This is a genomic window from Polaromonas sp. (assembly GCF_031411155.1).
Lineage (GTDB): Bacteria > Pseudomonadota > Gammaproteobacteria > Burkholderiales > Burkholderiaceae_C > Polaromonas.
This window is the reverse complement of sequence record NZ_JANOAL010000162.1, coordinates 1-11,125: the sequence shown is the minus strand read 5'-3', so window position 1 is coordinate 11,125 and position 11,125 is coordinate 1. Positions and strand designations below refer to the sequence as shown.

The following is an 11,125-nucleotide window of genomic DNA, read 5'->3' as shown; positions in this document are numbered from 1 at the left end:
GCTGCGCGATGACTGGCGATCGCGCCTGGCCGGTCCGATTGTGCTGAGCGGCATCATCGGCCCGCGCGGTGATGGCTACATCGCCGAGGCACCGGGCAGCGTGGCCGATGCCGCCCGCTACCACGGCGAGCAGGCCCAGGCACTGAAAGACGGCGGCGTGGACATGCTGGCGGCGGTGACCATGACGACCAGCGCGGAAGCGATTGGCATCGCCCGCGCGGCCAAGCAGCTCGATCTGCCGGTCGCGATTTCGTTCACGGTGGAAACCGATGGCCTTCTGCCCAGCGGCGAGACGCTGCGCGCCGCCATCGAAGCGGTGGACGCGGACACGCCGCCGGCCTACTTCGCCGTCAATTGTGCGCACCCGCTTCACCTGGAGCGCTGTTTTGCGCCGGGCGGCCCCTGGACGGCGCGCATTCGCGGCCTGCGCGCCAACGCATCGACGCGCAGCCATGCCGAACTCGACGCCGCGACCGAGCTCGACAGCGGCGATGCGCCGGACCTGGCCGGCCGCTATCGCCGGCTGCGCGCGCCCCTGCCCGCGCTCAATGTGCTGGGCGGCTGCTGCGGCACCGATCTGCGGCACCTGCGCGCGATTCGCGACGCCTGGCTGCAGTAGGCCCGGCCTCAGGCGCCGCCGCGCAGCCGCTCGATCAGCCCGTTGAGCTCATCCAGCGAGCTGAACTGGATCGCCACCTCGCCGGTGTCTTCGCGCCGGCCGTTGCGCTTGACCTGCTTTTTGATGCGGACCTCGACCTCGGCCATCAGCAGGTCGGCCAGTTCTTCCTCGACCCGGCGGGTGTCGCGCGACTTTTCCTTGGCGGCTTTTTGCGGCTTCAGCGAAAACTCGGCGCTGAGCTTTTTGACCAGGCTTTCGGTTTCGCGCACCGACATTTTCTTGGCGGCAATCTGGTTGGCGGCGGTGATTTGCGTGGCCCGGTCCAGCGCCAGCAGGGCCCGGGCATGGCCCATGTCGAGGTCGCCGGCCATCAGCATGGTCTGTACCGGGTCGGCCAGATTCAACAGGCGCAGCAGGTTGGAGGCGGCGCTGCGCGAGCGCCCCACGGCCTGCGCGGCCAGTTCGTGAGTGAGCCCAAACTCTTTCACCAGGCGTTGCAGGCCCTGGGCTTCTTCCAGCGGGTTGAGGTCTTCGCGCTGGATGTTTTCAATCAGCGCCATGGCCGCGGCCGACTCGTCGGGCACGTCGCGCACCAGCACCGGCACACTGTCGAGGCCGGCGATTTTGGCGGCCCTGAAACGCCGCTCGCCGGCAATGATTTCGTACTTGCCGTCGTTGGCGCCGCTGGTCAGGCGCCGCACCAGAATCGGCTGCATGATGCCCTGCACCTTGATCGATTCGGCCAGCTCGTACAGCGCGCCCTCGTCCATGCGGGTGCGCGGCTGGTACTGGCCGGGCACCATGTCGCCAAGGCGCAAGGAGGCCGGCAGGCCGGGACTGGTGGCGCTGCTGTTGGCGGCGAAATTGGTGTCGCTCAGGTCGGCGGATTCGTTGACCTTGGGGCCCAGCAGGGCTTCGAGTCCGCGGCCCAGGCCTTTGGGTTTTTTGGTGACCATGGTGGTTCTGTCTTTCGTTGGCTATCAGGTGGGCGCGGCGTGAAGCTGCATCAATTCGAGCAGCCGGCCATGGGCCTCGGGCCAGTCGCCCAGACCGCTGTCGGCGTTGAGGTGGCCGCGCGGGCCGGCATCGTTCCACTCGGCGCCCCAGGCGGTGGCAAACTGCAAGGCCCGTTCGGGCGCGCAAAAGGAGTCGTTGCTGCTGGCGAACAGCACGCTGGGAAACGGCAGCGGCTGCCGCGGCACCGGTGCCCAGCCGGGCAGCATCTGCCGGATATCGTCACGCTCGGCATCGGGCGGCGCCACCAGCAGCGCGGCCTTGACGCGCTGGGTGTTGCGCGAATGCGCGGCCCAGGCCGCCGTCTGGATGCAGCCCAGGCTGTGCGCCACCAGCACCGCCGGTTCGTCGCAGGCCAGCAGCACCTCTTCGAGCCGCGCAATCCAGTCGCCGCGCAACGGCCGCATCCAGTCATGCTGCTCGACCCGGCGGTAGCCGTGGGCGCGCTGCCAGCGGCTTTGCCAGTGATCGGGGCCGCTGTTTTGCCAGCCGGGAAGAATCAGGACGTTGCCTGCCTTCATGCCCCGGGTGTCCATGTTGCTATTGTTTTGATAGCTATCCACGCGCGATTTACATGGACTGCAGCCATTATTTGCCTTGAAATAGCCAATTTACATGCCCTTGATGCGCTGCACCATCTCTTCGGCAAAGGCGACAAAGGCCTGCGCACCCTTGGAGGACGGGTCGAACACCACGCCGGGCAGGCCGTAGCTGGGCGCCTCGGCCAGCCGCACATTGCGCGGAATCACGGTGTTGAAGACCTTGTCGCCAAAATGCTGCTTGAGCTGCTCGCTGACCTGCTGCTGCAGCGTAATGCGCGGGTCGAACATGACGCGCAGCAGGCCGATGATCTGCAGGTCCTTGTTGAGGTTGGCATGCACCTGCTTGATGGTGTTGACCAGGTCGGTCAGGCCTTCGAGCGCAAAGTATTCGCACTGCATCGGCACGATCACGCCGTGCGCGCAGCACAGGCCGTTGAGCGTCAGCATGCTCAGGGACGGCGGGCAGTCGATCAGCACGAAGTCGTAGTCCGCGGCGACCTCGGCCAGCGCCAGCTTGAGGCGCTTTTCGCGCCGCTCGACCTCGACCAGCTCGACCTCGGCACCGGCCAGCTCGCGGTTGGCGCCCAGCACGTCATAGCCGCATTTTTCACTGTTGACCCGCGCCTCGCGCACCGACGCCGATTCGAGCAGCACGTCGTACACCGTCAGCGCAAGCTTGCGTTTGTCGACGCCCGAGCCCATGGTGGCATTGCCCTGCGGATCGAGATCCACCATCAGCACCCGCTGGCCGACCTTGGCCAGCCCCGCCGCCAGATTGACCGTGGTGGTGGTCTTGCCCACCCCGCCCTTTTGGTTGGCAACGCAGAATATTTTCGCCATGTAGTGCTTTGAGTTCTTCTTTTTAAAGGGTCCGGCAACGGCCCGGATGACCTGACTACCGGGAGATAGCCAGCTTGATGCCAAAAGCGATCAGGAACATGCCCGCGGCTTTTTGCAGCAGGGTCGAGATTTTCGGGTTGGCCCGGATGCGCTCGGCCAGCGTGTAGGTCAGCAGCACGGCCACCAGGCCATACAGAAACGTCAGCACCGCGATGGTGGCTGCCATCACGCCGAAAGTCTTCAGGCCCTGGTGCCGGGCCGGGTCCACGAACAGCGGGAAAAAGGCCATGTAAAACACGATGGCCTTGGGGTTGAGCAAGGTGATCAGCAGCGCCTGGCGCAGGTAGTGGCGCGGTTTGATGTGCAGAATCGGCGCACTGCCGGGCTTGGCCAGCAGCATCTTGAGCCCGAGCCAGGTCAGGTAGGCCGCGCCCAGCCACTGCACCGCGCTGAAAGCCGTCGGGTAAGCCGTCATGACCGCCGAGACGCCGGCCACCGCCGCCCACAGCAATACCTGGTCGCCGGCGATGACGCCGAAGGTGGCCGCCAGGCCGCCGGCGATGCCGCCCTTGCTGGTCGAGGTGATCAGTGCGAGGTTGCCGGGGCCCGGGATCAGCAAAAAAATGATGATGGCGGCAACAAAAGCGCCGTAGTCGGCAACGCCAACAAATGAGCCCAGCATGGAATTTCCCCAGAAGAAGAAGCGAAACAGAGGCTTGAGTTTACGACAGCGCCTGCCGGCTACAGCGCGGCAAGCGCCTCTTTCGGGTCTTTTTGGACCCGAATCCACAGAATGCAACGCTCCGCAGCCAGCCCAGGCACCTGCAACTGTTCCACGTGAAACACTTCGAGCGCCGACGGCAGGGCCGCCAGTTCATCCGCCGGGTGCTTGCCTTTCATGGCCATCCAGACGCCGTGCGGCGCCAGCGCGCTGGCCGACCATTGGGTGAAATCAGCCAGCGAGGCAAAGGCGCGCGAGCAGATCACATCGAAAGGCTGCTCCATCGACTCGACCCGCGCGTGCAGGCCGGCCAGATTCGGCAATTTCAGCGCCAGCGCCGCCTGCCGGATGAAGGCGACCTTCTTGGCCACCGTGTCAACGCAGGTGACCGCCAGCGTCGGGCAGCAAATCGCCAGCACGACGCCGGGCAGGCCAGCGCCCGAGCCGACATCGAGCAGTTTTGCGCCCTGCTCCAGCCCGGCCTGCTGCAAATGGCGCCGCAGCGGCAACACCGCCGCCAGGCTGTCGAGCAAGTGGTGCGTCATCATTTCGGCCGGGCCGCGCACCGCCGTCAGGTTGTAGACCTGGGTCCATTTGGCAATCAGGGCCTGGTAGTCGAGCAGCTGGACCAGCTGCCGCTCACTCAATTCCAGCCCCAGTGCCTTCAGCCCCGTCAGCAAACCGGCGCGCAAGTCCTTTTCAGCACCCGCCATCAGGCCTCCGCCTGCTCGGACGGCTTCAGGGGCGTGCTGTTTTTCCAGAGGTTCTTTTTCAGGTGCACCAGTAGCAGCGACACGGTGGCCGGTGTAATGCCGGAGATGCGCGAGGCCAGGCCCAGGGTTTCGGGCCGGTGTTTGGCCAGGGTTTGGCGCGCCTCGAAACTCAGGGCCGACACCTGCAGGTAGTCCAGATCGGCCGGCAGCTTGAGGTTTTCGTAATGCGACGCGCGCTCGACCTCGACCTTTTGCAGGTCGATATAGCCCGCGTACTTGGCGCTAATCTCGATCTGCTCGACCACGCTTTTGATCAGGTCCGGCGGCAGGGCTGTTTCACGTGAAACATCATTCGCCGTGGTCGGAATGTCGGGGTTGGCATATTTGCCCTCGCCCAGACTCATCAGCCCGGCATACGTTACGTCGGGCCGGCGCAGCAAGTCAGCCAGGTTGTACTCGCGCTCTATCGCCTTGCCCAGCACGCGCTCGGCCTCGGCCGCCGGCAGGTTGTTCGGGTTGACCCAGATGCCGCGCAGCCGCTCTGTTTCACGTGAAACAGCATCGCGCTTGCGGTTAAAGGCATCCCAGCGGGCGTCATCGACCAGGCCGAGTTCCCGGCCCTTTTCGGTCAGGCGCATGTCGGCGTTGTCTTCGCGCAGCATCAGGCGGAACTCGGCCCGGCTGGTGAACATGCGGTAGGGCTCGGTCACGCCCTTGGTGATCAGGTCATCGACCAGCACGCCGAGGTAGGCCTCGTCGCGCCGGGGCAGCCAGGCACCCCCATGGTCGTTGGGCAAGCCACCGAGTGCCCTGCACTGCAGCGCGGCATTGATGCCGGCAAACAGGCCCTGCGCCGCCGCCTCTTCGTAGCCGGTGGTGCCGTTGATCTGTCCGGCAAAAAACAGGCCGCCAATGGCCCGGGTCTCGAACGTGGTTTTCAGCGAGCGCGGGTCGAAGTAGTCGTACTCGATCGCGTAGCCGGGCCGCAGGATGTGGGCGTTCTCCATGCCCGCCATCGAGCGCACCAGCGCGTACTGGATGTCGAACGGCAGGCTGGTCGAGATGCCGTTGGGGTAGATCTCGTGGGTGCTCAGGCCTTCGGGCTCCAGGAAAATCTGGTGCGCCTCCTTGTCGGCGAAGCGGTTGACCTTGTCTTCGACGCTCGGGCAATAGCGCGGCCCCACGCCGTCAATCTTGCCGGTAAACATCGGACTGCGGTCAAAGCCCGAGCGGATGATGTCGTGCGTGCGCGCGTTGGTGTGGGTGATCCAGCACGGCATTTGCCGCGGGTGGGCAATGCCAGCCCCCATAAAGCTAAACACCGGCACGGTGTCGCCGACGCCGCCCGGCATGCCGTCGCCCGGCTGCACCGTGCATTGGCTGAAGTCGATGCTGCGCCCGTCAATGCGCGGCGGTGTGCCGGTTTTGAGCCGGCCCTGCGGCAGCTTGAGCTCTTTCAGCCGGGCTGATAGCGACAGCGCCGGCGGATCGCCCGCCCTGCCCGCCGCATAGTTGTTGAGGCCGACATGGATCTTGCCATCCAGAAAGGTGCCGGCCGTCAGCACCACGGTGCGCGCGCGAAACCGGATGCCGACCTGGGTCACGGCGCCGACAACACGCTCACCCTCCACCATCAGGTCATCGACGGCCTGCTGGAACAGCCACAGATTGGGCTGGTTCTCCAGCTTGCGGCGAATCGCCGCCTTGTAAAGAATGCGATCGGCCTGGGCCCGGGTGGCGCGCACGGCCGGGCCTTTGGAGCTGTTCAGAATGCGGAACTGGATGCCGCCCTCGTCAGTCGCCAGCGCCATCGCGCCGCCCATGGCGTCGACCTCTTTCACCAGGTGGCCCTTGCCAATGCCGCCTATCGAGGGGTTGCAGCTCATCTGGCCCAGGGTCTCGATGTTGTGCGTCAGCAGCAGGGTCTTGCAGCCCATGCGGGCGGCGGCCAGCGCGGCCTCGGTGCCGGCATGGCCGCCACCGACCACGATCACGTCAAATTCTTGCGGGTAAACATAAGGCGAGTGCATCACGCCTCCTTCGGTAAAGTGGCCATCAGGCCTGATGCCCGTGCGCCATGACTGGCCCCTGCCTGAACCGTTGACCGGCCGGTCTGTCCCCAGGAGCGAAGACGGATTTTATCAGGCGGGCGGTTTGCTATGATTTTTATAGCTGTATGCGCATATTTTGCGTGGGCTAGAGCCCGAATTGACCAAAATCCGGCCGGTATGACCGGCCCGCGCGCTTCCTGATGCGGGACTTGCCAAAGCGCCGGCTTTGCGGCCCAATGAACCTCAGCCACCTCAGCCACCCCACCGGCCCCAGTCCGCATGACCGACCTTCAGAAACTCGTAGCCGCCGCCATCATCGTGGCCGTCGTGCTGGCGCTGATCAAGCTGTTGCGCGTCTTCAACTCACCCGACGGCGAGCGCTACCTGCGCCTGCGCACCCAGGGGCCTTTCGTGCCGCACGATGCAACGCCCGACCAGGGCAGGCAAGCCGATACGCCGGCCAAACCCTAGGCCTGCCCCCGACGTGGCTGCCAATTGGCCAAAATAGTCGCCACAATAGCGGGCATGAAACTCCTGATCTTCGCGGGCAGCACCCGCCAACACTCCTTCAACCGCAAGCTCGCCCATGTCGCCGCCGACCTGGCACGCGCCAGTGGCGCAGCGGTGACGCACCTGGAGCTGGCCGACCTTGACATCCCGATGTACAACGCCGACCTGGAGGCCCAGGGCACGCCGCCCGATGTGATGCGGCTCAAGCAGATCCTATTCGAGCACCCGGCCTGGATCATCTGCTCGCCCGAGTACAACGCGAGCTATCCCGCGCTGCTGAAAAACACCATTGACTGGGCCTCCAGCCCGGTCAAGTCGGACCCGGCCTGGACCGACGAATTCAAGTTCTCGCGCGGCAAGGTGGTCGGCATTTTGAGTGCCTCGCCCGGCGCGCTGGGTGGCCTGCGCTCGCAAAGCCATCTGGCGCCGTTGCTGCTCAACGTGCAGTGCTGGGTCGCGCCGCGCAATTTCGCGCTGGGCCATGCCGGCACCGCGTTCGATGCCGACGGCCGGCTGCTCAGCGACCTGCATCGCCAGAAGGTGCAGGCGGTGATTGACCAGGTGCTGTTGGCCGCCACCCGGCTCACCGATGCCGGGTCCGGCCCCGCGTAAGCCCGTAGTTGAAATCACGTAGCCGGACGCGCTTTTTATCGCCCTATAGTGAGGTCAGCACAACGACTGGAGACTGGCTCATGAACCCCTCAAGCACGCGCCGCGGCGCCCTGCAATTCGGCCTCAAAACCGGCACCGCACTGGCCGCCGCCTCGGCCTTTCCGGGCCTCATCAGCAGCGCTTACGCCCAGAGCGGCTGGCCGACCAAGCCGATTCGGCTGCTGGTGCCGTTTGCCCCCGGCGGCAGTTCGGAAATCGTGGCGCGCTCGGCCGCCAATGAGCTTGGTAAAACCCTGGGCCAGAGCGTGTTCGTCGAAAACAAGCCCGGCGCCGGCGGCAATATCGCGATGCAGGAATGCGCCGCCAGCAGCGACGGCCACACCCTGATCCTGGGCCATATCGGCACGTTCGCGGTCAACCCCTATATGTACGACAAGCTGCCGTTCGACACCGACAAAGACTTCAAGCCGATCTCTTTGCTGGCCAAGGTGCCCAGCCTGTATGTGGTCAACGCCAATGTGCCGGCGCAAAACCTCAAGGAATTCATCGCGCTGGCCCGGGCCAGGCCGGGCCAGCTCAATTACGGCTCGGCCGGCAATGGCAGCGCCGGCCACCTGGCCTTTGAATACCTGAAGATGGCCAGCAATATTTTTGTGCTGCATGTGCCCTACCGCGGCACCGGCCCGCAGCTGACCGACCTGCTGGCCGGCCGGCTCGACGCCGCCAGCGTGGGCGCACCGGCGATTCTGGCGCACATCAAGTCGGGCAAGCTGCGCTGCATCGCCACCGGCACCAAGGAGCGCCTGCCGCAGCTGCCCGAGGTGCCGACCGTGGCCGAGAGCGGCTACCCCGGCTTCGAGATGACGCAGTGGTACGGCCTGAACGCGCCGGCCAGCATGCCGCAGGCCGCCATCGACAAGCTTGCCGAGGCCTGCGCCAGGGCCATGCGCAATCCGCAGGCCACCGAACGCCTGCGCGGCGACACCGCCCAGCCCATAGGCGACACGCCGGCCCAGTACGCCGCCTTCATCAAGACCGAGCAGGCGCGCTGGAAACAGGTGATCGCGCGGGCCAAAATCAAGGCCGACTGAGCCGCCAGCGGCTTGGGCCCCCGATCAGGCATGCTATTGGCCATCAGTCCAGTCAGAACAAGCACTGAATGCTATTTTTTTTGTAGCAAACGAAGAACCGGCCAACCGGCCCGCAGGGGCCCAAGGAGAGCACCGATGACACACAAGCTAGGCTGGGGACTGGTGGGCGCCAGCACCATCGCGCAGGAATGGATGATAGGGGCCATGCGGGCCCAGCCGGGCAACGAGGTCGTTGCGGTGTTGAGCAGCGACGCGCGGCGCGGTGCGGCCTATGCGGCCGGGCAGGGCATCGCGAAGTCCTTCACGTCGATCGGCGATCTGCTCGCCGACCCCGCCGTCGATGCCGTCTACATCAGCACCACCAACGAGTTGCACGCGGCGCAGGCCATCGCCGCCGCCGCGGCGCGCAAGCATGTGCTGTGTGAAAAACCGCTGGCGATGAACCTGGCCGATGCCCACGCCATCGTCGCGGCCTGTCAGCGGGCCGGCGTGGTGCTCGCCACCAACCACCACCTGCGCAATGCCGCGTCGCACCAGGCGATGCGCCAGCTGGTGCGGGACGGGTCTATCGGCAAGCCGCTGTTCGCGCGCGTCTTCCACGCCGTACGCCTGCCCGCGCACCTTCAGGGCTGGCGCCTTCACCGGCCCGAGGCCGGCGGCGGCGTCGTGCTCGACATCACGGTGCACGATGTCGACACGCTGCGCTTCATTCTCGATGCCGAGCCCATCGAGGCGGTGGCCATGACGCACGCCGATGGCCCGGTGGAGGACGGCGTGATGGCGGTGCTGCGCTTCGACAATGGCGTGCTGGCCCAGCTGCATGACGCCTTCAACGTCGACCATGCGGGCACCGGTCTCGAGATCCACGGCAGCGCCGGCTCCCTCATCGGCCGCGACGCGATGACGCAGCATCCCGTCGGCGAAGTGCGGCTGCGCAATGCCGACGGCGAGCGCGTGATCCCGCTGCAGCCGCACAACCTGTATGTCCATTCGCTGGCGGCGTTCAACCGCGCGGTGCAAGGGCTGGGCACGCCCTCCGCCAGCGGTGAAGACGGCGTGCGCGCGCTGGCCGCCGCACTGGCGGTGCTCGAAGCGGCGCGCACCGGGCAGCGCACGCCGGTGCGCGTCGGCTGAAGCCGAGGCCACGGCATTCATTGATTCACACAACCGAGACAAACCATGCACATCCCCTCCCTCAAGGAAGTCGTCAGCCCCCAGGAATGGCAGCTGCGCTGCGAACTGGCCGCCTGCTACCGGCTGGCGGCGCTCTATGGCTGGAGCGACCTGGTCTTTACCCACATCAGCGCAAAAATCCCGAATCAAGTGCCCGGGGAAGTGGCCGGCACCGGCGCGCATCATTTCCTGATCAACCCCTACGGCCTGATGTTTGACGAGATCACCGCCTCCAGCCTGGTCAAGGTGGATGAGCACTGCAACAAGGTCATCGACTCGCCGTTTCCGGTCAACCCGGCCGGCTTTGTGATTCACAGCGCGGTGCATGAGGCGAGAAGCGACGCCGCTTGCGTGCTGCACACCCACACCCGCGCCGGGGTGGCCGTCAGTGCGCAAAAGGGCGGCGTGCTGCCGATCAGCCAGCAATCGACCTTTGTGCTGGCTTCGCTGGCCTACCACGGCTATGAGGGCGTGGCTTTTCGCGATGAGGAAAAACCGCGCCTGCAGGCCGACCTGGGCCAGGCCAACTTCTTGATGCTGCGCAACCACGGCCTGCTGGTGGTCGGCCAGACCATAGCCGACGCGTTTTTGAGCATGTACATCTTCGAGAGCAGTTGCCGCATCCAGCTCGACGCCCAGGCCGGCGGCGCCGAGCTGATAGCGGTCAACCCGCTGATCGTCAAGGGTGTGGCCGAGGCCCTGCGGGTGCAGACCGGCGGCATGGGCGGGGCCTTCGTCTGGCCCGCGCTGATCCGCAAGCTCGACCGGCTCGACGAAAGCTACAAGACCTGAGCGCGGGCCGCGCTACATCTCCAGAATGGTCCGGGCAATCTGCCGCGGCGAGGCCAGCGCCGGCGTCATGACCCAGCGGTCCCGCACGGCGTTACCGATGCGCACCATGCCGGTGTGCTGGGAGATATCGCCGTCAACCGCCGGGTCGCTGTCATAAAACCCTAGCGTGCGGCGTATGGTTTCCACGTCAGCGGGTCTGCCGGTCAGAAAGGTCCAGCCCGGCTTGATGCCGTACTGCGTCACATAGGCCTGCAGCGCCCTGGGCGTGTCGAACTCGGGGCGCAAGGTCAGCGAGTACATGAAGATGTCCCGCCCCAGCCGATTGCCCAGCATCTGCTGCACCTGCAGCAAGTTGGCGGTGTTGCCCGGGCAGATGCCGGTGCAGACGGTGTACATCATGTTGATGACGACGATCTTTCCGCGCAGCACATCGTCGTAAAACCTCAG

Annotated in this window: 13 protein-coding genes; 6 read left to right on the top strand and 7 right to left on the bottom strand. The window is 65.7% G+C overall.

Annotated features, from left to right (window positions below; all coding sequences use genetic code 11):
• Positions 1 to 619: homocysteine S-methyltransferase family protein (locus RMO23_RS10655; protein ID WP_309681262.1), on the top strand; the 619-nt coding region annotated here is incomplete at its 5' end.
• Positions 620 to 627: 8 nt separating this feature from the next.
• Here RMO23_RS10655 and RMO23_RS10650 read toward each other — a convergent pair.
• From RMO23_RS10650 to mnmG, 6 genes are all read right to left on the bottom strand, one after another.
• Positions 628 to 1,575, bottom strand: a complete 948-nt coding sequence (locus RMO23_RS10650) for a ParB/RepB/Spo0J family partition protein (RefSeq protein WP_309681260.1) — start codon at positions 1,573 to 1,575, stop codon at positions 628 to 630.
• Between the two features lie 24 nt (positions 1,576 to 1,599).
• A complete protein-coding gene (locus RMO23_RS10645) occupies positions 1,600 to 2,154 on the bottom strand; it encodes an alpha/beta fold hydrolase (protein WP_309681264.1) in 555 nt (184 codons plus the stop codon).
• A 90-nt stretch (positions 2,155 to 2,244) separates the two neighbouring features.
• Positions 2,245 to 3,015: a ParA family protein gene (locus RMO23_RS10640; protein WP_309681258.1), complete on the bottom strand. Its 771-nt coding sequence runs from the start codon at positions 3,013 to 3,015 to the stop codon at positions 2,245 to 2,247.
• A 55-nt stretch (positions 3,016 to 3,070) separates the two neighbouring features.
• Positions 3,071 to 3,697: a LysE family transporter gene (locus RMO23_RS10635; RefSeq protein ID WP_309681256.1), complete on the bottom strand. Its 627-nt coding sequence runs from the start codon at positions 3,695 to 3,697 to the stop codon at positions 3,071 to 3,073.
• Between the two features lie 59 nt (positions 3,698 to 3,756).
• Positions 3,757 to 4,449: a 16S rRNA (guanine(527)-N(7))-methyltransferase RsmG gene (gene rsmG, locus RMO23_RS10630; RefSeq protein ID WP_309681254.1), complete on the bottom strand. Its 693-nt coding sequence runs from the start codon at positions 4,447 to 4,449 to the stop codon at positions 3,757 to 3,759.
• Positions 4,449 to 6,479: a tRNA uridine-5-carboxymethylaminomethyl(34) synthesis enzyme MnmG gene (gene mnmG / locus RMO23_RS10625; protein WP_309681252.1), complete on the bottom strand. Its 2,031-nt coding sequence runs from the start codon at positions 6,477 to 6,479 to the stop codon at positions 4,449 to 4,451. Before mnmG ends, rsmG begins: the two co-directional genes overlap by 1 nt.
• 300 nt (positions 6,480 to 6,779) lie before the next feature.
• Here mnmG and RMO23_RS10620 point away from each other — a divergent pair, with 300 nt between their 5' ends.
• The 5 genes from RMO23_RS10620 to RMO23_RS10600 all read left to right on the top strand — a co-directional run bounded on the left by RMO23_RS10620 (position 6,780) and on the right by RMO23_RS10600 (position 10,678).
• Entirely contained in the window at positions 6,780 to 6,971 is a 192-nt protein-coding gene (locus RMO23_RS10620; RefSeq protein WP_309681250.1) for a hypothetical protein, read from the top strand.
• A gap of 54 nt (positions 6,972 to 7,025) precedes the next feature.
• Positions 7,026 to 7,622 (top strand): NAD(P)H-dependent oxidoreductase, encoded by a 597-nt coding sequence (locus RMO23_RS10615; protein WP_309681248.1) that lies wholly within the window; start codon positions 7,026 to 7,028, stop codon positions 7,620 to 7,622.
• 80 nt (positions 7,623 to 7,702) lie between these two features.
• Positions 7,703 to 8,713, top strand: coding sequence for a tripartite tricarboxylate transporter substrate binding protein (locus RMO23_RS10610; protein ID WP_309681246.1), 1,011 nt, complete (start codon positions 7,703 to 7,705; stop codon positions 8,711 to 8,713).
• A gap of 135 nt (positions 8,714 to 8,848) precedes the next feature.
• Entirely contained in the window at positions 8,849 to 9,847 is a 999-nt protein-coding gene (locus RMO23_RS10605; RefSeq protein WP_309681244.1) for a Gfo/Idh/MocA family oxidoreductase, read from the top strand.
• A 45-nt stretch (positions 9,848 to 9,892) separates the two neighbouring features.
• Positions 9,893 to 10,678, top strand: a complete 786-nt coding sequence (locus RMO23_RS10600; protein ID WP_309681242.1) for a class II aldolase/adducin family protein — start codon at positions 9,893 to 9,895, stop codon at positions 10,676 to 10,678.
• 12 nt (positions 10,679 to 10,690) lie between these two features.
• On the opposite strand, the gene RMO23_RS10595 is transcribed toward RMO23_RS10600, so the two are convergent.
• A partial coding sequence (locus tag RMO23_RS10595; RefSeq protein ID WP_309681240.1) for an SCO family protein occupies positions 10,691 to 11,125 on the bottom strand: 435 nt, incomplete at its 5' end.

What these genes read in the sequence shown, in the direction of transcription:
- RMO23_RS10650 (WP_309681260.1), bottom strand. Translation starts at nt 1,575, where the DNA reads ATGGTCACCAAAAAACCCAAAGGCCTGGGCCGCGGACTCGAAGCCCTG.
- mnmG (WP_309681252.1), bottom strand. Translation starts at nt 6,479, where the DNA reads ATGCACTCGCCTTATGTTTACCCGCAAGAATTTGACGTGATCGTGGTC.
- RMO23_RS10600 (WP_309681242.1), top strand. Translation starts at nt 9,893, where the DNA reads ATGCACATCCCCTCCCTCAAGGAAGTCGTCAGCCCCCAGGAATGGCAG.
- RMO23_RS10635 (WP_309681256.1), bottom strand. Translation starts at nt 3,697, where the DNA reads ATGCTGGGCTCATTTGTTGGCGTTGCCGACTACGGCGCTTTTGTTGCC.
- RMO23_RS10615 (WP_309681248.1), top strand. Translation starts at nt 7,026, where the DNA reads ATGAAACTCCTGATCTTCGCGGGCAGCACCCGCCAACACTCCTTCAAC.
- RMO23_RS10605 (WP_309681244.1), top strand. Translation starts at nt 8,849, where the DNA reads ATGACACACAAGCTAGGCTGGGGACTGGTGGGCGCCAGCACCATCGCG.
- RMO23_RS10640 (WP_309681258.1), bottom strand. Translation starts at nt 3,015, where the DNA reads ATGGCGAAAATATTCTGCGTTGCCAACCAAAAGGGCGGGGTGGGCAAG.
- RMO23_RS10620 (WP_309681250.1), top strand. Translation starts at nt 6,780, where the DNA reads ATGACCGACCTTCAGAAACTCGTAGCCGCCGCCATCATCGTGGCCGTC.
- RMO23_RS10645 (WP_309681264.1), bottom strand. Translation starts at nt 2,154, where the DNA reads ATGAAGGCAGGCAACGTCCTGATTCTTCCCGGCTGGCAAAACAGCGGC.
- RMO23_RS10610 (WP_309681246.1), top strand. Translation starts at nt 7,703, where the DNA reads ATGAACCCCTCAAGCACGCGCCGCGGCGCCCTGCAATTCGGCCTCAAA.
- rsmG (WP_309681254.1), bottom strand. Translation starts at nt 4,449, where the DNA reads ATGGCGGGTGCTGAAAAGGACTTGCGCGCCGGTTTGCTGACGGGGCTG.